17 protein-coding genes are annotated in these 20373 nt (G+C 44.1%); 6 read left to right on the top strand and 11 right to left on the bottom strand.

Annotation, left to right across the window (positions count from 1 at the left end; all coding sequences use genetic code 11):
• Both B4K26_RS03085 and rimI read left to right on the top strand, forming a co-directional pair.
• A partial coding sequence (locus B4K26_RS03085; protein WP_296243477.1) for an EF-Tu/IF-2/RF-3 family GTPase occupies positions 1 to 521 on the top strand: 521 nt, incomplete at its 5' end.
• A 171-nt stretch (positions 522 to 692) separates the two neighbouring features.
• Positions 693 to 1181: a ribosomal protein S18-alanine N-acetyltransferase gene (gene rimI / locus B4K26_RS03080; RefSeq protein WP_296243476.1), complete on the top strand. Its 489-nt coding sequence runs from the start codon at positions 693 to 695 to the stop codon at positions 1179 to 1181.
• A gap of 41 nt (positions 1182 to 1222) precedes the next feature.
• Here rimI and B4K26_RS03075 read toward each other — a convergent pair whose 3' ends face one another.
• The 3 genes from B4K26_RS03075 to trxB all read right to left on the bottom strand — a co-directional run bounded on the left by B4K26_RS03075 (position 1223) and on the right by trxB (position 3672).
• Positions 1223 to 1660 carry a MerR family transcriptional regulator gene (locus tag B4K26_RS03075; protein ID WP_296243475.1) on the bottom strand — a complete coding sequence of 146 codons (438 nt, stop codon included), beginning with the start codon at positions 1658 to 1660 and terminating at the stop codon, positions 1223 to 1225.
• A 149-nt stretch (positions 1661 to 1809) separates the two neighbouring features.
• The gene (gene aat, locus B4K26_RS03070) at positions 1810 to 2649 is read right to left on the bottom strand and encodes a leucyl/phenylalanyl-tRNA--protein transferase (RefSeq protein WP_296243474.1); all 840 of its coding nucleotides are present in this window, start codon (positions 2647 to 2649) and stop codon (positions 1810 to 1812) included.
• The gene (trxB, locus tag B4K26_RS03065; RefSeq protein WP_296243473.1) at positions 2650 to 3672 is read right to left on the bottom strand and encodes a thioredoxin-disulfide reductase; all 1023 of its coding nucleotides are present in this window, start codon (positions 3670 to 3672) and stop codon (positions 2650 to 2652) included.
• 547 nt (positions 3673 to 4219) lie between these two features.
• Between trxB and B4K26_RS03060 the strand changes: the two genes are divergently transcribed.
• Both B4K26_RS03060 and B4K26_RS03055 read left to right on the top strand, forming a co-directional pair.
• Entirely contained in the window at positions 4220 to 7495 is a 3276-nt protein-coding gene (locus B4K26_RS03060) for a DNA translocase FtsK (RefSeq protein ID WP_296243471.1), read from the top strand.
• A 213-nt stretch (positions 7496 to 7708) separates the two neighbouring features.
• Positions 7709 to 9199, top strand: coding sequence for an amidase (locus tag B4K26_RS03055; RefSeq protein WP_296243470.1), 1491 nt, complete (start codon positions 7709 to 7711; stop codon positions 9197 to 9199).
• 25 nt (positions 9200 to 9224) lie between these two features.
• Here B4K26_RS03055 and B4K26_RS03050 read toward each other — a convergent pair whose 3' ends face one another.
• Together B4K26_RS03050 and rlmH are read right to left on the bottom strand one after the other, a co-directional pair.
• Entirely contained in the window at positions 9225 to 10052 is an 828-nt protein-coding gene (locus B4K26_RS03050) for a DODA-type extradiol aromatic ring-opening family dioxygenase (RefSeq protein ID WP_296243469.1), read from the bottom strand.
• Between the two features lie 188 nt (positions 10053 to 10240).
• Positions 10241 to 10729 (bottom strand): 23S rRNA (pseudouridine(1915)-N(3))-methyltransferase RlmH, encoded by a 489-nt coding sequence (gene rlmH / locus B4K26_RS03045; RefSeq protein WP_296243468.1) that lies wholly within the window; start codon positions 10727 to 10729, stop codon positions 10241 to 10243.
• 246 nt (positions 10730 to 10975) lie between these two features.
• Between rlmH and B4K26_RS03040 the strand changes: the two genes are divergently transcribed.
• A complete protein-coding gene (locus tag B4K26_RS03040; protein ID WP_296243467.1) occupies positions 10976 to 11422 on the top strand; it encodes a DUF2147 domain-containing protein in 447 nt (148 codons plus the stop codon).
• A gap of 234 nt (positions 11423 to 11656) precedes the next feature.
• Here the strand turns inward: B4K26_RS03040 and B4K26_RS03035 are convergent, their stop codons facing one another.
• The 6 genes from B4K26_RS03035 to dapC form a co-directional block, all read right to left on the bottom strand.
• Positions 11657 to 12217 (bottom strand): DUF421 domain-containing protein, encoded by a 561-nt coding sequence (locus B4K26_RS03035; protein ID WP_296243466.1) that lies wholly within the window; start codon positions 12215 to 12217, stop codon positions 11657 to 11659.
• A gap of 87 nt (positions 12218 to 12304) precedes the next feature.
• Positions 12305 to 12832, bottom strand: a complete 528-nt coding sequence (locus B4K26_RS03030; protein ID WP_296243465.1) for an ABZJ_00895 family protein — start codon at positions 12830 to 12832, stop codon at positions 12305 to 12307.
• A gap of 77 nt (positions 12833 to 12909) precedes the next feature.
• Complete coding sequence (dacB, locus tag B4K26_RS03025) at positions 12910 to 14889, bottom strand: D-alanyl-D-alanine carboxypeptidase/D-alanyl-D-alanine endopeptidase (RefSeq protein WP_296243464.1); 1980 nt, start codon at positions 14887 to 14889, stop codon at positions 12910 to 12912.
• 82 nt (positions 14890 to 14971) lie between these two features.
• Positions 14972 to 15583, bottom strand: a complete 612-nt coding sequence (locus B4K26_RS03020) for a 3'-5' exonuclease (RefSeq protein ID WP_296243463.1) — start codon at positions 15581 to 15583, stop codon at positions 14972 to 14974.
• Positions 15584 to 15649: 66 nt separating this feature from the next.
• Entirely contained in the window at positions 15650 to 17692 is a 2043-nt protein-coding gene (locus B4K26_RS03015; RefSeq protein WP_296243461.1) for a DUF294 nucleotidyltransferase-like domain-containing protein, read from the bottom strand.
• 230 nt (positions 17693 to 17922) lie between these two features.
• Positions 17923 to 19197, bottom strand: a complete 1275-nt coding sequence (gene dapC / locus B4K26_RS03010) for a succinyldiaminopimelate transaminase (RefSeq protein ID WP_296243460.1) — start codon at positions 19195 to 19197, stop codon at positions 17923 to 17925.
• Positions 19198 to 19565: 368 nt separating this feature from the next.
• Here dapC and B4K26_RS03005 point away from each other — a divergent pair, with 368 nt between their 5' ends.
• Positions 19566 to 20234, top strand: coding sequence for a hypothetical protein (locus B4K26_RS03005; protein WP_296243459.1), 669 nt, complete (start codon positions 19566 to 19568; stop codon positions 20232 to 20234).
• The last annotated feature ends 139 nt before the right edge of the window (positions 20235 to 20373 follow it).

The raw sequence follows: 20373 nt of genomic DNA, 5'->3' as shown, positions 1-20373 counted from the left end.
CAGGTCGTGGTACTGTGGTAACAGGCCGTGTTGAGTCTGGTATCGTAAAAGTCGGTGACGAGATTGAAATCGTCGGTATCCGTGACACTCAAAAAACTACCTGTACGGGTGTAGAGATGTTCCGTAAACTGCTTGACGAAGGTCGTGCTGGTGAAAACTGTGGCGTTCTACTTCGTGGTACCAAACGTGAAGACGTTCAACGTGGCCAAGTACTAGCGAAGCCAGGTTCAATCACTCCTCACACCAAATTTGACGCAGAAGTTTACGTACTGTCAAAAGAAGAGGGTGGTCGTCACACACCATTCCTAAACGGCTATCGTCCACAGTTCTACTTCCGTACCACTGACGTAACTGGCGCAATCCAATTACAAGACGGTACTGAAATGGTTATGCCTGGTGATAACGTTGAGATGGGCGTTGAGCTTATCCACCCAATCGCTATGGACAAAGGTCTTCGCTTCGCTATTCGTGAAGGCGGCCGTACGGTAGGTGCTGGTGTTGTTGCTAACGTATTGAACTAAGATATAAGTCTCAGCAATGAGCTTATGAGTTAGCCATAAAAAAGTCATCCTTAATTAAGGGTGGCTTTTTTTATATTTTATGAGTGTAGAATAAGGGATTAAATACTAATAATTATAAACATTTAAGCTAACATAGCGGTTATTGGATAGAAAAAAATAAAAGGAAAAGCTGTGTTTACTATTGAGAAGCTGCCAACCAACATATCAGAGTGGGAAAAAATGGTTCAAGCAGTAGCAACTATTGAAGCATTGCTGCAACTGCAAGACGCGTGGACTTATCAAACGTTAATTGAAATGCTTGAGCAAAACAATATTCGTATGATAGTTGCTTATGAACAAGAAAATAAGACAATGGACCATACGGTGATTGGTTATTGTTTATACCAAGTGTTGTTTGAGCAAGCAGAGATATTGCGTATCGGCACCCATCCTGACTATCAACGTCAAGGTATCGCCTCGCAGCTTTTTGCTACGTTAAGTAGAGAGTTGATGAATAGTCAGGTAGACAGCTTATTGTTAGAAGTGCGAGCAGATAATGCTCCTGCGATTGCTCTATATGAGCAGCAAAAATTCACTGTCATTCACAAGCGTAAAGGCTATTATCAAATGCCTCATCAGCCAGCCATTGATGCTTTGATTATGCAGCGTTTTTATCGTTAAAAATTGACTATTTGTGACCTCGCCAATTTTGACTTGATGGATTATACCTGTGGTGGAATTTGCTTTTTACAAATATCAATATTGGAAGGGTAATTCTCATCGACTTTCATACGTTCGAGCAGCTCAATTCGTTCGGCCAACATCTCTATCATTAAGCTGATGGTTGCTTGCTGTTTTTTGACTTGAGCGAGTTTTTGCTGAGTAATGCTTAGCTGCAAATCGATATCGAGCTGACCATCGTAATAATCATTGAGGCTGTCTTTGATTTCAGTCAAGGTAAAACCAATGGCTTGGGCGCTTTTTATCAACTCGATACGCTCGACGCACTCGGGATGAAACTCAGTATAAAGCCGTGAGCCTGCTTGGCGTTTGCGAGATTTTAAAAGTCCTAGTTGGTCATAGTGACGAATCGTATCTTTGGTGGTATTGGCCTTCGTTGCCAGCGTGCCAATAAGTAAAAATGCTGTATCAGGTGCCATGATGACCTCGTAAGTAAAACCGTTAACTTACTGATTGTGTAAAAGATGATTGAACGCGCTGTTTAAAGCTATTTTTGTTTAAAATTATAGTAGAGAAAAACAATTCGGCTTAGTGAGTAAACCGAGTTGTTTTGCTTTACCAATTTAATTTATATTTTTAATTGCCACGGCTCTGGCTTGTTGAGAAGTGAGGCTGGTAAAGGTTTATAAGTGTTCTTTTGCCAGTTAACGGCACGGCTGCTAATCAATGTATCTAGCTCTACCAAAAATTTTGCTCGCGGCAATGTCGTCGCCCCCAAGCTTATCAGATGATCGTTTGGTAGTTGACAATCTACTAACGCAACCTTGCTTTGGGTGCATAAACGCATTAAGCCCCAAAAGGCGAGCTTTGAGGCATTGGACTCGCTATGAAACATCGACTCGCCAAAATAAATACCGCCTATTTTTAAGCCATATAGTCCACCAATCAACCGCTGATTTTCATTCCAAACTTCGATACTATGAGCAAATCCTTGCGCATGCAGTTTAGTGTAGGCTTCAATCATCTCGCTGTGAATCCAAGTGTGCTCGCCTTCAGGTAGCGTGTCATTGAAACCATCGCTACGCGGTAAACTACAAGCATGAATGACGTCATCAAAAGCTTGGTCAAGGGTTATTTGCCAACGACTGCGGCCCGCTTGCTTACGAAGCGATTTACTGGGATGATAATCTGTTGGCGCGATGACGCAGCGCGGCTCAGGGCACCACCAGGCAATAGGCTCATCTTCGTTAAACCACGGAAATAATCCTTGCGCATAAGCCGAAATTAGCGTTTCTGGTGCTAAATCTCCGCCGATAGCAACGATACCGATGCCATCAGGGTCAACCATCGCAGGATCAGGGAAGTTATAACGCCCAAGACTCCTGATGTGGTTACGAAAGGCCTCAGGTGTTATATCAGCCGCATTGACATCAATGTCAATGTGGCCGTCTTTAGCGAAGTGGCTCATTTACGCTTCTTTATCTTCAGTCAATGTAGAGGCATAAGTGTGATCGCGAGCGATTGTTTCACCCATTGCGTCTAAATATTTTTCAGCATCAAGCGCTGCCATACAGCCAGTTCCCGCTGAGGTAATCGCTTGACGATAAACGTGATCGGCGACATCTCCTGCAGCAAATACGCCTTCGATACTGGTTTGGGTGGCATTGCCATTTAGACCACTATTAACGATTAAGTAGCCATCTTTCATGTCCAGCTGACCTCTGAATAAATCTGTGTTTGGCTTATGACCAATGGCGACAAACATGCCAAACACGTCCAGTTGCTTAGTGCTGCCATCAATCATCGACTCAATGACCAACCCATTGACGCCCATATCATCGCCGACGACTTCTCGGACTTTATGGTTCCATTCAATTTTGACGTTGCCGTTTTTGACTTTTTCAAACAGCTTATCTTGTAGAATTTTCTCAGAGCGTAAGCTGTCGCGGCGATGGACTAGCGTCACTTCAGAAGCGATGTTTGATAAATATAAAGCCTCTTCAACGGCGGTATTACCACCACCAATGACGGCGACTTTTTGGTTTTTATAAAAGAAACCATCACAGGTGGCACAAGCTGATACGCCAAGGCCGCGGAATTTGCTTTCTGACTCTAAGCCTAAATACTGCGCTGAGGCGCCCGTTGAGATAATCAAGGCATCGCAAGTATAGCTACCATTATTGCCGACCAATGTAAAAGGGCGCTCATCAAGATTGACTTCATTGATATGATCATAAACCAGCTCAGTACCAAAGCGCTCGGCATGAGCTTTCATACGATCCATCAGTGCAGGGCCCGTCAAGTCATGCGCATCGCCCGGCCAGTTGTCAACCTCGGTAGTGGTGGTTAGCTGCCCGCCAACCTCCAACCCTGTGACCATAACAGGCTTGAGATTAGCCCGCGCCGCATAAACTGCAGCGGAATAACCGGCAGGGCCTGAGCCTAAAATAATCAGTTTTTCGTGGCGAGGAGCCGTGTTATCAGTTGCCATAAAATTTCCTTGCTAGCTAAATAAAAAATGTAAAAATTAAAATAATAAAAATGTACCGTACAAATGCTAAATGTTATAAAAGTTACGCGCTAAAAGCCGCGATAAATGTGGTTTTTCTTATCGCTGTGTGATAATAACATAAGGGCTGACGGCAAAAAGTGCAAGTTTGCTAAAATGAATATAGGTATCATTAGAATCAAAGCACGGATAGCATTGCTCCTAAAATGACAGGCTGTTTTTTATTGCCAATCCATTTATTACCCAAAAGTGTGGCTAATGTTAGATTAATAACCGCATTTTTTGCTGAAGCGCTTAACAATGCATTTTCTTCTACGCTTTCTTGATAACACTGTCGCCACTACGCCTATGTATTTGTTATTATAAGAAGTTATGCGAGCGTAGTAGCGATTCGATAAACCCTTAAATGACAGTCGCATTCATTGACAGAAAACCATGAAATCATGGTTGGTTCTCATCATAAGCCAGCAATCATTTAGTATTATTAACGAGTATTAGCAACGAGTATTGACAACAAGGCAGATCTTACGTGATATCAGCACCACTTATTGAGTATTTAAAAAAGGGCATATTTACCCTGCTTGGGTTAATGCTGGCGGTTTATTTATTTGTCATTTTGATGACTTATACGGGAAATGATCCGAGTTGGTCGCACATCAGTAGTGACATGACTACCGTCAATAACATGGGCGGCGAAATGGGCGCTTGGCTATCGGATTTGCTCTATAGCTTTTTTGGTTTTGGCGCTTGGTGGTTGCTGGCGTTTTTGGTTTATGAATCGGTGCTGATTTGGTGGGATAATAAACCAACGTTTTGGTTATTGCGCTTGGTTGCTTATGTGTTTCTGCTGTTGAGCGCCAGTGCCTTGTTTGCGCAATTGGTGGCGCTCGTGCAGCAAGTCGCAGATCCGATGACATCAGGACTCAAAGGCGTTGCTGGCGGTATCATTGGACTTGAGTTGCAAGCACGTTTGGCGCAGCTGTTATCGCAGTGGGGCAGTGTGACGTTTTTGACGGTGTTTGTGATTATTACCGCCACTTTTGCCTTTAATATTCATTGGCTGGCAATTTATGAGAAAATTAGAACATGGTCATGGCTCGGTTCTAGAGCTAAAAACAGCGATAGAAGTCGAGATAATAGGCAAGTAGGGCAAACAGCTACGGCTAAACAACTTATTGATGAAGACCGTGTAAATGGTGAAAAAACGCCGCAAGAACATGAGCAATTACCATTAGATTTGACATCAGATGACCATGCTGATCATACCCGAACAGCAGATAAAAGTGGTCGCTTTAATAATGTATTAGCGGAATTCTTAGTGACGTCGGGACTTGGTGCTAGCGTCAAAGCGTCTATGTCGGCAGCTGCGACGGCAGCCAACAACGCTGCACAAGGTGAGCAATTACAACCGGCTACTGCGAGCAATTTCAATCACGTTAACCAATCTCAAGTGTCAGCCTCTACCGCAAACCCAGTTTTGGCTCCTACACGTAAAGTTGAACCAAGTTTTGCTTGGAATGATGCCAATACCGTCGATGATTTATTGGCGAGTGAGGAAATTGCTAGGCAAGAGACGCCTGTTCATGATTCTGCTGTTACAAACGAGCACAGCTTAGAGGTGCCAACGGCAGCATTTTATGATACCTCAACAAAAGAGCTCTCAGATGCGCAACCAACTAATGAATCAGGTAATAATGGCTTCGTAAATAATGAGTCTGCAACGGCGTCTGAGATTTCTAGAACAGATGAAGGTAGCAAAAACGTAAATGCGTTGGTAGATGCTTGGCTAGCAGAACATGCAGCAGTATCAGTAGCGTCTGAGTTAGAGCAAGATGAAGCTATCATTGAAGCGCCAGTAATAGAGACATCATTTGCCGAGGAGCCAAAGGTAGCAGATATTTCATTCAACAATGACATTGATGACTTTTCTGAAACTTGGTCTATCGAAGACTCTGAGTTTACAAATGATTCTGAGCCCTTAACTCAACATGAAGTGGCTAATGACTGGCAAACAGATAACGTTGCGCCAATTGGTAACGTCAATAGAGTTAGTGAAATTGCTGACATGACGCCGACCAATACGCCGCCTGCTAATCCTAAATTAGCGCCGACGGCAAATACTGGTACTTTAACGAAAAATACCACACCTGCGACAGCTAAACCAACGGTAAGCTTTGCGGTACCAGAGGGCGATAGCAGTAATCATATCACTGACATGATGCCAGATGATGAAGATGCTCATGCGCCAGTGATGCCAGACATCAGTGATGATGCTGCTTTTAGTCAAAAATCACGCTCGATGCAAACCGCCGCTTATCGCAGCAGCTTAACGCCTATTCCAGAGCTGTCTATTTTAGATAAGCCGGATCCTAACCGTAAGCCAAGCTATACCCTCTCTGAGCTTGAGCAGTTGTCCGAGCTTTTAGAAATTAAGTTACAAGAATTTAATGTCAAAGCAGCGGTGGTTAATGCGATTCCAGGGCCAGTCGTAACGCGCTTTGAAGTAGAGCTTGCGCCTGGGGTTAAAGCCAGCAAGGTTACAGGTATTTCTCGTGATTTGGCGCGTTCGCTATCGATGGCATCGCTTCGTGTAGTCGAGGTCATTCCGGGAAAGCCATATATCGGTATCGAAGTGCCCAATAAACAACGTGAAATGGTACGTTTGATTGAGCTGCTAAATACTGAGAAATTCAAGGATCCAAAAGCTCAAATCAGCATGGCGATGGGAAAAGACATTGGTGGAAATCCGACTATTACCGATCTTGCGTGCGCACCGCATATGCTCGTTGCAGGAACGACAGGCTCTGGAAAATCAGTCTTGGTCAACTCGATGCTACTATCTATGCTGCTTAAATATACGCCAAATGAGCTGCGTATGATTTTGATTGATCCAAAGCAGCTTGAGCTTGCTAACTATAACGATATTCCGCATCTGCTGACACCTGTCGTCACTGATATGACCGAAGCGGCCAGTGCCTTGTCATGGTGCGTGGCAGAGATGGAGCGCCGTTATCAGCTGATGAGCTTGTTAAAAGTGCGTAAGCTTAACGAGTTTAATAAAAAAGTCATTGCTGCTGAAAAAGCAGGTAATCCAATGCTCGATCCCTTATGGCGTCCGAACGATAGCGTGAGTATTAGCCAAGCGCCCAAGCTTAAAACCTTACCGATGATTGTTATCGTCGCCGATGAGTTTGCCGATATGATTATGCAAGTGGGTAAACAAGCCGAAGAGCTTATCACGCGTCTGGCACAAAAATCACGGGCTGCTGGCATTCATTTAATGCTTGCGACCCAGCGTCCGTCGGTTGATGTCATTACTGGTTTGATTAAAGCCAATATTCCCGTTCGGGCAGCGTTACGAGTAAACTCAAAAGTGGATTCTCGGACGATTTTGGACAGCGGCGGCGCAGAAGATATGCTTGGTAACGGTGATATGCTGTTTTTAGGGCCTGGGCAAATTGAGCCAGACCGTGTGCATGGGGCCTATGTCAGCGACGAAGAGGTCAACCGTGTCTGTGATGCATGGCGTGAACGCGGTGCACCCGATTATATTGATAATATGGCTGGCAACTTTGAGTTATCTAGTCCCAGTGGCGGCAGTACAGCAAATGCTTCTGGCGAAGATGATGATTTGTATAATGATGCGGTCGCTTTTATTATGGAAACGCGAAAAGTTTCAGCGTCATCAATCCAGCGTAAATTTAGTATCGGTTATAACCGTGCCGCCCGTATTGTCGACTCAATGGAAGAGGCAGGACTGGTCAGCTCGATGGGAAAAAGTGGCAAGCGAGAGCTATTGATGTAGCACTTAAGTCTTATAATATAGCAAAAAAGACGAGTGACGAAAGTGCCTCGTCTTTTTTTATAAAAAAATGATAGCGTTAATAGCCGAATGACCAATGAGTTTGAATATCGATTATAAATCATCATTTTTTATACTAAACTAGTAATTGTTTTTAAAAAAATAAGTATAAATTTTAAAAAATCTTAATTTATCACTCTCCAAGGACGGTCAGTTATGTTTAAAGAATATACCCAGTATGATGCATTAGCGTTGGCAGCGTTGGTTAATGCGGGGGAAGTCAGCGCCAAAGAATTATTGGATGCCGCCGTTAATCAAGCCAATAAGCTTAATCCTAAACTAAACGCCATTATCCACCGCTTCGATGAGCGAGCATATGCTGCGGCGCAACAAGGCTTACCAACGGGCGTCTTTAACGGTGTGCCTTATCTGCTCAAAGACCTATCGTTTCATTTTGCGGATGAGCCAATTACCATGGGCAGTCGCAGTGTCAATATCGTGTCAGAAAGCGACAGCGAAATTGTCAAGCGAATGAAAGCTACAGGCGTCAATACCTTTGGTAAAACCAACACGCCAGAATTTGGATTAATTATTACTACTGAACCCAAAGCTCACGGCGTCACGCATAACCCCTTTAAAAAAGGCTATAGCTCTGGTGGTTCATCGGGTGGTAGCGCAGCAGCAGTTTCAAGCGGTATCGTGCCGATGGCAGGCGCGGGTGACGGTGGCGGCTCGATACGTTTTCCGGCAGCTTGGTGCGGGGCGTTTGGGTTTAAGCCTAGCCGAGGCCGTAACCCGATGGGTCCAAAAATTGGGGAAGGCTGGGAAGGGGCAGTTGCCGACCATGTAATTACGCGTAGTGTGCGCGATAGTGCGGCAATGCTTGATGCGACAAGCGGCGCAGAAATTGGCGCGCCTTATGTGATTGCGCCGCCCGAGGGCACGTTTTTGCAAGCAGCGATGCGCGCGCCAAGACAGTTAACCATCGCGCTGCATCAACAGCCTTTGGTTGCCAATACCGAGGTTGATAAAGAAGTGCTCGTCGTATTAGAACAAACCGCTAAGCAGCTAGAAGCAATGGGCCACCGCGTGGTACCGGCTGAGCCAAATATTAATATCGAGCAGTTTTGGCATGACTTTTTAGTCGTGGTCTGCGCGCATACCGCCTTTACCATCGATAATATTAAGCGCTGTTATGGGACGGAGCATATCCAAAATCTTGAGCCGCAAACCTATAATATGGCCATGCTTGGACGCTCATTATCCGCCGTTGATTTGACGCATGCTAAGCATGGCTGGCATGATAGCCAATACCAAACGGGTTTGCTGCTTGAGACTTACGATATGATTTTGTGCCCGACTGTACCGACCCCTGCCGTCAAGCATGGCGTGCTACCACCAAGTCGGATGGATGAGATGTTGATGCGGAGCGCAGGCTTGCTGAATAAAGGCATTGATATGGGCAGATTTGCCTTTAGCTCAGGCATGATTGAAAAACTAGGCGCCCCAGTACTCGGTAAAATGGGATTTACCATCTTGGGCAATGTCACTGGATTGCCAGCGATGTCATTGCCAGTCGGTATGAGCAAAAAGGGTCTACCAATTGGTATGCAGCTGATCGGGCGGATGAATGATGAGACGACGTTATTTAGTATTGCAGGCGAGATAGAGCGGGCTGGCATGTTTACCAAACCAGCTTTTGAGTAGTCATTTTATACGATTAAAAAGATTTTTAATCAAAGCGATAAATATCCATTCCTAAACTGTGGTGCGCCATGCTTTGATGCACCACAGAGACGCGTTGACCGGCACCTAAAGCAAAGAATAACGGTAATAGATGCTCATCGCTTGGGTGAATGTCACGAAAATTGGGATAGCGTTGCCAATCTAAGGCGCTTGGAATATCTGTTTTAAGTTGTTGTAATAACCAAACCTTAAAGTCTTTGGCAGTTTCATCGATACTTTCTGCTTGCCAACGTAACGCTTGCAAATTATGGGTGATATTGCCCGAGCCAATCAAGAGGATTTGCTCATGACGTAATTGCGCCAGTTGCGCGCCCAATTGGTAGCAGGCGATGCTGTCGTAATGCTGGGGCAGGGATATTTGAACAATAGGAATATTAGCCTGCGGATACAGATGCAAAAGCGGTGCCCATACGCCATGATCACTAACACGTAAGGGGTTCACACGGCAGGTAATACCGCGTGCCGTCAGCTGCTGTGCCAGTGTTTCGGCAAGCACTGGCTGACCCGCTGCTGGGTATTGCAACTCATACAGCTCCGGGGCAAAACCTGAAAAATCATGCCAAGTCTTTGGTTGCGGATTGCTACTGATTTCAAGCTTAGCTGATTGCCAATGCGCCGACATAATGACGATGGCACGCGGCTTAGGTAGGTTTTGACCGATGCGTGCCAGCGCACTGGTGGTTGCCGATTGTTCAATTGCAAGCGTTGGCGCACCATGCGAGATAAATAGCGCAGGCAATGTAGCGTGTTTTGATGGCGTAGGCGTATTTGCCCAAGCCGCCGCTGTAATAGGCGTCGACTTTGATGCAGTCATATTCTGACGTTCGCTCTTATGTTGCAGAGGAGCGGTCGTGGCTTTAGAGGTCGCAGGTTTAGGATATTTCATGTTGCATTTATTAGGGCGCGCGCCTATATTTCAATCTGTTTTTCTATCACGCTTATCCATTATTTTTTATATGGCGTGTTGTACTCTTATAACAAACAACCACTTTTATAAAAGTTTTAATTACCGCGATGATAAGGATGATTGTGATTGATACTCATCGCCCGATATAGCTGCTCCATCAGCACCACGCGCGCCAAGGGATGAGGAAGCGTCAGCGCAGATAAAGACCATTTCACATCGGCTTTTGCCAACACTTCTGGTGATACCCCATCAGCGCCGCCAATAACTAACGCAATGTCATCACCTTGCTGCATGCCAGCAGCCAATTTTTCGGCCAACTGTTCGGTAGAGAGCATTTTACCTTTTACATCCAGCACCCATAGTTGCTCACGTCCTGCGGCGGCATGAGCGGCTAATATTGCCTGACCTTCTTGCTCACGGTACTGCGCCAAATTGGCATCCGACGGATTTTTAGCACGTTTTGCAGCGGTAATTTCTACGATTTCAGTGCTCAGCATGGGCTGAATACGTTTGAAGTATTCATCAAAACCAGTTTGTACCCACTTGGGCATTTTATTGCCGACGGTCAATATTCTTACTTTCATAATACCTATCACTTTAATAGTAAATCAATGTAACAAAAAAATTCTGCGCTTAAGTTATTGTAACAAACTGACCTTTTACAAAGTATTATTTTATGCTTTACTAGCATTCGACAAACAGTTGTTGTTTATTATGTTCGTTTTGGCTCTTGAGGAATTTATCAACAATAACATAATGAACAACACTGTAAGGTCTTTATGATGAAGCAAAAGCTCGCTTGAAACATTTTTAAACGAAAGGAGTCGTTCATGAACCGTACTATATCAAGTCTTCTAACCCTTGGCGCAGGGATGCTGCTGTCTACTTCTGTATTTGCTGCTTCCTTAAATGGTACACAATGGCAAACCATTGATGAGAAAACGGGTGAAAAAAAAGCCATCATTCAATTAACGGAAAACGATGGTAAAGTCTCAGGAAAAATTATCAAGGTACTCAATAAAGAAAAGGCAGACGCGCTTTGTACCAAGTGTCCTGGTAGCCTAAAAAACAAACCTGTTGAAGGTTTACAGATATTGTCAGGCTTAAAAGCGGACGGTAATAACCAATGGAGTGACGGTAAGTTGGTCGACCCTGAATCGGGAAAAACCTATTCTGGCAAAATTACGTTAAGTGATAATGGTCAAAGCTTAAAACTACGCGGCTATGTCGGTACGCCAATCTTTGGGCGCTCGCAAACATGGCAGCGGATTAAGTAATTTTTAGCATTTTTTTTATAAAGTCAATTTAAAAATAAAAAGGATGGTAGATTGAGATGTGCTGTCCTTTTTTCATACTTTAACTTTCATACTTTAACTTTCATACTTTAACTTTCATACTTTAACTTTCATACTTTAACTTTCATACTTTAACTTTCAGATTTTAACTTTCAGATTTTAACTTTCAGATTTTAATTCAATGCTACCATCTTGAAGCTCGCGAAGCATTTTTTCCTAGTCATCATTTGACATCAATGGCTTGATTGTTTCTGACACGCTATTAATGTTCTGTTGGTCATCATTTTTGCTATTCGAGGGCGTAGGTTTTTGAATAATCGTCAACGTGGCATCCGACTCAAGTACAATCGCTTCGATGACATCGAGACTGTTTATTCCTTTAGAGCGCATCGCACTTTCAAGCTCTTGACGCGTCAGACGCTCAGCATGCATAGCTTCTGGCAAGTATTGTCCTCGATAAAAAACAATCCGCGGCTCCGATAAGATAAGACGACCAAAATCTGGGAACACAGAGGAGCATTTGGTCACTAAAAACTGGAGAAAATATAAAGTCACGATAGCGGCGCTACCTTCGATAAGCGGAACTTCTTTGCGCAAAATCGTACCGGCGCTCAAGGAGCCGATCATCACCGTTACGATCCAGTCGAAGTTATTGAGCTGGGAGGTCGAGCGTTTGCCAAAGACCTTGGTGATTAACACAATTAAAATATATACCATGATCGCGGTTAGGATAATGCGTCCAAGTTTTTCTACATTGTCAAAAAGCAGCATGTCCATAATCTGGATTCCTATCAATCATATAAAATTGCCCTTGGTTATATCACTGAGTATTTAATAGCGGTAAGTGCTCAAAGTATTGTACGGTTAATGGCTATGTGTAGGGTTAAGGAGACGGTTGATTAGTAAAATACTGATACGCGCGCTGACTAAGCTTAGCACCAATATCATCACCAACGCCGAAAGCAGAGGTAGCGGCTGCTGAATGGCCATCTCAGTTAGTACCTCACGGCTCACCGCGTCAAATAAAAACAACCATATTCCTAAAAAATAAATCATCGTGAGCAGCCAAACCACCGCCACGCCGCCAAGCATTAGGCGATTGATTTCCCTTTTATCTAGGCCGCGCTGTTGATGTTTAATGAATTTATGCACTGCAATATAAGTAGCAACGATGATTGAGAGAACGGTGACCAGCTGCGAGTTTAAGGCAATTTTGGTTTGAACCATCATAAATATGGCGCTGGCAAGCGTGTAACCGATGGCAAAGTAGCCAATATATTGTCCCATTTTGGGTTTTATTAGACTTGGACTGGTGGGTAGTGTATTACTTCCCAACTGAGCCTCTCTCGATGGGTGAGGAGACTTACTAATCTGCATGGGTTTGCGTGACATAAAATGACCTTTATAAAGGAAAAAGCATAAGGTTTTTAAAACATAGTAAGCATGAACGCCACTTTTTCTCAATGCTATTAATGCTGCGCCGTCCAATCTAGCATCGCATCCAACACGGTTCTGGCATTATAAGCGTTAAGCGGTTGATCCGTATTAATCAGCCCGACCACCACATAGTCCTGTCCTGATAGTCCTTTAACATACCCTGCCATCGAGGTGACATTATTTAACGTGCCAGTTTTTATCCAAGCACGACCGATGGCTTGCGATTTTGGCAAGCGGTCACTATGAGCACCAATCGTACCACTAACCCCAGCAATACCTAATGAGCTGACATAAGCATCAAAGCTTGGTTGATTGTAGGCGTAGGTCAATAGCTCGCTTAAATTGGCGGCGCTGATACTACAGTCGCGGCAAAGTCCCGAGCCATTGGTCAGATGCGGCGGCGGGGTAGTCAGATTGGTCTGCCACCATTGATTAATAGCTTGAAGCGCTTGCGGATAGTCGATCGCTTTTGGCTGACCAAATTGATATAAGCTGGTTGCTTGGTTATTAACTACTTTATCTGTATTCGCGCTTTCTTTATTAGAGTCTTTTTTATTAAGATCTGTTTTATAAGCGCCTATAGATAGTGCTACTTGTTCGGTCATCACGTTATTAGAGAAGTGATTGATATCATAAATCTGCTGAGTAAGGTTTAAAGAAGGATAGCTGACAATGGGTAAGGGTGACACGGAAATAGCTGCTAAACCACGCGCCGATTTTGCCTGTTTATCTGTCATGTTATTGGTGCTATAAGGTGTTTCTTGGCTGATGACTTTGCCGCTTAAGGTATTGCCAAGTGTTTGCCATTTAGAAGTAATGACACGAGTGGCAAAATCTTTGGCATCAGGATAGGCGACATAAAAGGCATGCTCACCGCAGCTGTCTGGTAAATTGGTATTGAGCGTTAATTGTATGGGTTGCCACTGCGGTGCGATGCTATAGCGCGCTTGACCGCAGGCAGCCGAGCGAAAGTTTATCATACTTGGCAATTGGTAATTGGCCAACTGCGGCGTATAGGTCAGCTGAGCACGTGCATTGTCTAGCGGATAGCTTTGGATACCGATAGTACTAAAATTGACCAAAAAGCCATCGGGGCTAGCGTTATAAGGGCGTAGCGGCGAGTTATCAAAGGCGGCAGGGTCTTTGGTGACGTTTTTAAAGATGGCGCTATCAACAATAATATCGCCGTTGATATGGCGAATGCCAGCCGTTTGAACTTTATACAGCAATTGCTGCAAGCGCTCATGGGTCATTTTTGGGTCGCCACTACCTTGTATAATCAAATCGCCATAGAGCTTATCACCGATGATAATACCGGTATGATAGACGCGAGTATGCCAAACAAAGTCAGCCCCCAAAGTGTCTAACGCGATAAAGCTTGGCACAAGTTTCATGGTGCTGGCAGGCGTGCGTGCAATATCGGCTTGATGGCTTAGTAACGGTGAAAAAGAGATCTTAATCGAAGGATTGTGAGCGGTCGATTTGTTATTATTACTTTTACCGCTTTCATCATTATTCGTATTGTTATTAACGTTGTTACTCACCTTGTCATTAGAATTTTTAGTGGGTCTTAAGGCGTTATCTGGCAGAAGCGGAGGAATGCTCTCTAAGCTTTGATAAGTGTAGGGATCATCGGTATAAGCATGTAGCTGCCTTTCGTGGTGTTTAATCGTCTGCTTTTCAATAGTGACCAGTGCGCTTTGGTGAACGGTAACTTCCTTAGCGCTATCAATCACTTGAATAGGGGCAGGCAAGTGGCTGGCGTTTTTATCACCTATAGGCGTGATGACAATACTAATATCACTGGCGCTTAAGTTTGCTCGTGTAAGCGCCGTCTGAATCGCTTCTGGTAGGACAGCTTGAGCAAATAGCGGCGTCAGCAGAGCGATGGTAAATAAGGCGAGCGTTGATAGATATTTAGCAGGCTCATTCAGCTTGAATAGCGGTTTACTAACAGGCGTTAATTTAGCAATGAAGGTAGAGGGTTTATCAGTTTTAGAAGTAGGAAGCATGAGCGGTCTATGGTCAGGTGGCGAAATCAGCCTATGGTAACATGAGTTGCTATTTTCGCGTAGTGTCAGCGTTCGTGTAGTGTCAGCGTTCGCGTAGATGCAAAAACGCCATGGCTGTCATAATGGCATCGTTATAAGCATCATGCGTGCCGAGTTCAGGAATATCAAAATGCGCTAAAATGTTGGTCAAATGCTGCGATTGAATGGGAATACCTTGTGTTCGATCGCCTATTCGCCGACTGTATAATTGCCGTATATCGATGACCTTATTTGGTAATATCGTACCCATATAGCGCTTGACCAAAGGATTCAAAAACCCTGTATCTATCTGCGGGCAGAACCCGACCAGTGGTCGATTATCAATGAAGGGCAGTAGTAACGCGAGCATCTCATTGTAGCTCATACCATGCTCGACATCCGCAGTGCGTAGCCCATGAATGACGATGGTATCGCGGTCAGGCATGACAGGTGGCCTGCAAACCAGATGAAGACCATTGCCCGTATCAATGCTATCGCCGTTAATATGAATGGCGGCGACGGACAGTAGGTGATGCTTTTTTGGGTTAAGCCCCGTCATCTCGCAATCAATCGCTACCCATTTATCAGCCAGAGGTTTATCAAACATCGATGCCAACTCGGGACGTTGTAAATGGGTCTTTTGCCAATTGGACGATACCTGTTTCAACCAACTCATCCTATTTTGCTCCCTTTTGACTTCTTTTATTTTTTGACGGGTGATGAATTCCTCCTAGGAGACGTCCTAATTAAATTCTAGCTGATAATGACGACTTAACTGACCCTTAAAGCTTTTGACCACGGCGAGACACTCTTTTAATAAATCTCTCTCAAGTGCCGATAAAGTTGTCGGATCAACTTGCTGAGCATGTTTATCCTCTGTCGATAGTGCCACGGACAAACGCTGCGCCATAAAAAATTCTAACGCTTCAAGCAAGGTATCAGCCCGCTGCTGGGTCAAGGCTCGTACTTGCACCAAGGCCTTAAGGCGACCTTTGCTACTGGGCGCATCAAAAATATCATTTTCTAGTGCTAAGGTACGAATACCATGTACCAGCGGAAAGATACCGGCTTTTTTAAGGTCGATATCATAAGCATTCGGTTTACCACTAAGGCGCGGCAAAAACTTTTGCCACCATTGACCGACATCGCCAAATTGCAGGGCCGCACGAGCGAACTGACGCACAAACATCAGGTCCGATTGGCGATGGGCAATTTTTAAATGTTCACGGATATCCGTCAGTAGCGCCTCGTCGCCGCAGACGTATTCTCCATCGAATAGCGCCGATAAATAAATACTGTGCAGTGGGACAGTATTTTTAAACCATAAGCTAATCTGGGTTTTAAACTGATTGAGCGGCTGTCGCCACATTGGGTTGGTCATCATAATGTTGCCATCGCATAGCGGATAACCCAACTCTGCCAAGCGATTGTTAAAGGTATTAGCAAATTGTGCTAAGTCAGGATGGCTAAATCCATCACGGATAATCAGCGCATTGTCTTGGTCGGTACGCATGATTTGCTCGCCACGACCCTCTGAGCCCATAACGATAACGCAAGTATTTGCCATCACTTCATCAGGTACGATAAGTTGCCAAAGTTTGGTAAAAACTTGCGCATTGAGCGTTTGTACCATGCGGCTGACGTTACCGATTTTTACCCCATTTTGATGCTGCGCGCGAATATAGCGTCCGATGAGCTCGACCGCGGTCTCTAAGCTAGGCAAGTCTTTTGCTTGTTCAATTCGAATACTAATTAATTGGGAGTGATGACCAATATGGGCGAGCATATCGCTTTGCCCGAGCACGCCTGCCACTTCGCCGTTGGCATCAATGACTGGCAACCTATGGACACGGTAGCGGGTCATGGTCAATAGTGCCTCGCCAATTTCATCGTTGGCATCAATGGTGCGCAGGTTGAAGTTTGCGTAGTGTTGGCAGGGCGTGATAGCAGGATTTTTTTGCTCACTCACGGCGCGGCAGACATCGGTATCGGTTAAAATACCCAAACCACGACCAAAATAGCTTTTAGGTGGATGAGATTTGCTATCACCTTGCGTTTGAATATCGCTTGCTTCTAGCAATGGCGTATTATCTAGTTGGTTAAGTGGTCTTACCAATACATGCTTGAGCCCTGCCTTGGTCATGATATGTGCTGCTTCATATAAGCTGCTGTTAGCATCAATAATATGTACTGGCAATAAGCGCACATCAATCACGGGTTGCATCATGATTTGCTGTACTTCTTGCTGCTCATTGTAACGATTGGCGCTAGTATTGTCTAAGTTTTGCCCCCTACGCCGCTGCTGCAATGCCTTTAATCGTTCAGGTAAATCTTCTGATAATAGTTGACGCACTAAATGGTTTTGCGCACTGATCTTATCAACCGTTGCGCCATTCACTTGCAGCAATAGTGTGTCTTCGACAGCACGAAATTCGTAGGGCGATATTATATTTTTGTTTGTAGTGCTAGTGTAGAGGCCGCTGGTTAAATTATTGTTTTCTTGCATATCCTCTTCTGTGAGGGATTTTGGTAACCGCCGACTGTCAAACCAATCATTGCTATTAAGATGATCGGTGTGATTGCTACCCAGATAAGCCGCGATAAACTCACCATTAAGCAACTGCTCGATTTGACCTTTGAGAACCACATAAAAGTATGGCAAATCGTCCGCGAGCAAGCACTCATCTTTAGCAAGATAACGGATTTGAGTATTTTTTCTGACACTTTGACGTTCAGCTGCGCTTAATACATCAAAAGGCGGCTGGGTAAAATCGAGATGGGGCATGGCATCATCCTTGATGGCATATTTAGCAGAAGCTTAGGAGGAAGGGCTTTATTGATAATAACAAGTAGAAGGATAAAGTCGAGTTACTTTTAATATAGCACTGTTTAGGAGAAAGTCTTAATAAGAAAGCGTAAATAACCACAATATAGTTGTGGTTATTTACGCTTTCTTGGTAGTATGTATTATTGATTGGAAGGGCGCTAGCGCTTGAATTATATTTCGATGAGCTTTTAAGCGGCAAGAAGTTGACGAATACGGCGAATTGCTTCACGACTTTCATCAACGCTCGCAACCAAGGCAATGCGCACATAACCTTTTCCTGGATTTTTACCATCAACTTCGCGTGATAAGTAGCGTCCAGCCAGTGCGTGAATGTTTGCTTGCTCATATAAGGCTTTAACAAAGATCTCGTCGTCGCCATTGAACTGCTCCGGTACTTTTATCCAAAAGTAAAATCCAGCCTTTGGCATACGTAGATCAAGTAATTTGCCAAGCTCTGCCATCCATAAGGCAAATTTTTCTTGATAGAGCGCGCGATTTTGCGCTACGTGTTTTTCATCTTCCCAAGCGGCGATGGAGGCAAGCTGATGCGGTATCGGCATCGCGCAGCCTTGATAAGTGCGATATTGCAAATAGGCTTGTAGAATAGCGGCATCGCCCGCCACAAAGCCTGAACGTAGGCCGGGCAAGTTTGAACGCTTAGATAAAGAATGAAATACCACGCAATTTTTAAAGTCATGGCGACCAAGGGCCGCACAAGCTTGCAATAAACCAATCGGCGCGCTATCAAAATACAGCTCGCTATAACACTCGTCACTGGCAATGATAAAGCCAAATTGGTCTGATAAACGAAATAGGTATTCCCAGTCGTCTATGGTCATCACTGAACCAGTAGGATTGTTCGGGCTACAGACAAACAGGAGCTGCGTGCGTAACCAAACGTCTTTTGGCACCGCGCGATAGTCACCTTTAAAATCATTGTCGACTGTACAAGGCAGGAAATACGGCTCCGCTTGCGCCAGTATCGCAGCGCCCTCGTATATCTGATAAAACGGATTGGGCATGACTATGGTAGGCGTTTGATCAGTATTCGTCAGTTTTTTAGCGTCTAATTGATCGTTAACGGCTAGTTGATTGGTAGTTTCGTCTGTTGTATCTGTTTGCGGGTAGTCGATGACGGCTTGAACTAAGCTAAAAATCGCTTCACGCGTTCCCATGACTGGCAAAACCTGGGTATAAGGATCGACATGATTTAAAAAGAAGCGCTTCTCTAACCAGTGAGCGATGGTTTGGCGCAGCTCAAACAGACCATTTGTGGTTGGGTATTGGCTTATTTTGTCCAAGTTTTCCCGTAATACGTCCAACACAAATGCCGGTGGCTCATGTTTCGGCTCACCGATACCGAGCTTGATTTCGCTGTCGTTAAGGGCTGGCGTACTATCCTCAAGCAAGGTTGCCATCTTAGCGAACGGGTAAGGATGCAGAGACGTTAAGTTGTGATTCATAAGTAGGCTAACTATAATAGACAATTAATAATAAAGTTATAAAGAAAAATTACATTTGAGCAGTGTAGCACTTCTCTTATTTTTTGTCTTTTTCTTCTCATGCTTATCATTGTCAGTCTCGAATGACAGTTGAAAGCAGCAGTCGTAAGCGATTTAGAAAATCGTTTTTACCAACGGCGTGTTTTGAGCCATCATCAATTTTATTATGCTGCTAAGCATTGTTTAAACTAAGTACTGTTTAAAATAAGTATTGCTTAAACTAAGTGTTGTTCCTACTAAGCATTGATAAAACTGAAGTGGTGTAATTTTTAACCAAGCAAAAAATAACTGTCAGTAATAACGATAGATTAGTTTAAGGATACCTTGATATGTCTAGTGTTTTAAAAACTGATGAGCGCAGCGCTACAGATATCAATGAGCAACATTTTGATGGTAACCAGCGTGCTGAGTTGTACGAGCAACTCATACAGCGCGAGCATAGTTGGTGGCAGACGCGTCAGCAGCTGACTTTGCTAAAAGAGCGCCAGATGTTCTGGTTTGGGGACAACAGTTTGATGATGTGGCTGCTCTGGCAATTGGTCAGCTACGTCGTCATGGCAATGATACTCATGCTACTTAGCAGACTGTTAAATATGTCACTGCCTTTATGGCAATATATCACCTTATTTTTCATTCAAACGTTAATTTTTATCGTCATGCTAGGGTTTAAAGGCCGATTTGCCAATCATTTGCAAAATAAAATCAATCAAACCGATGTGTTGCGTGAAGAAGCACTCAATGAAATGACAATTCTGGGTGCCGACACCCTTTATCGTGATGTGCATGCCAAGGCACCAATTTCTTTACAACAAATCTATGAATACTACGATGCAGAATTTCATCTAGCAAGTTTGCAGCGCTTACTACAAAAAGAAGTCGATGCAGGGCGCTTGATGCTTGGGCAGCGGCAGATAGAAGCAGAGATTTTACCGTTAGAGCTTGCCGATGAGGAGCTTAAAGAGCTTGCAAGCGAAATGGTATATAAAAGCGTGATATAAAGTTGCTATTCATAAAATCATTTACTAAATATCTGCTTTAAAACGTATGTTATTTCTTACCTTAAAAAATGCTTTATCGTTAGAGAATTAACGATAAAGCGTTTTTTTTATTCATGCTACATTTTTAACGTTTTAATAT

The organism is Psychrobacter sp. UBA6766, from assembly GCF_002453355.1.
GTDB lineage: Bacteria > Pseudomonadota > Gammaproteobacteria > Pseudomonadales > Moraxellaceae > Psychrobacter.
This window is presented reverse-complemented; position numbering and strand designations above follow the sequence as displayed.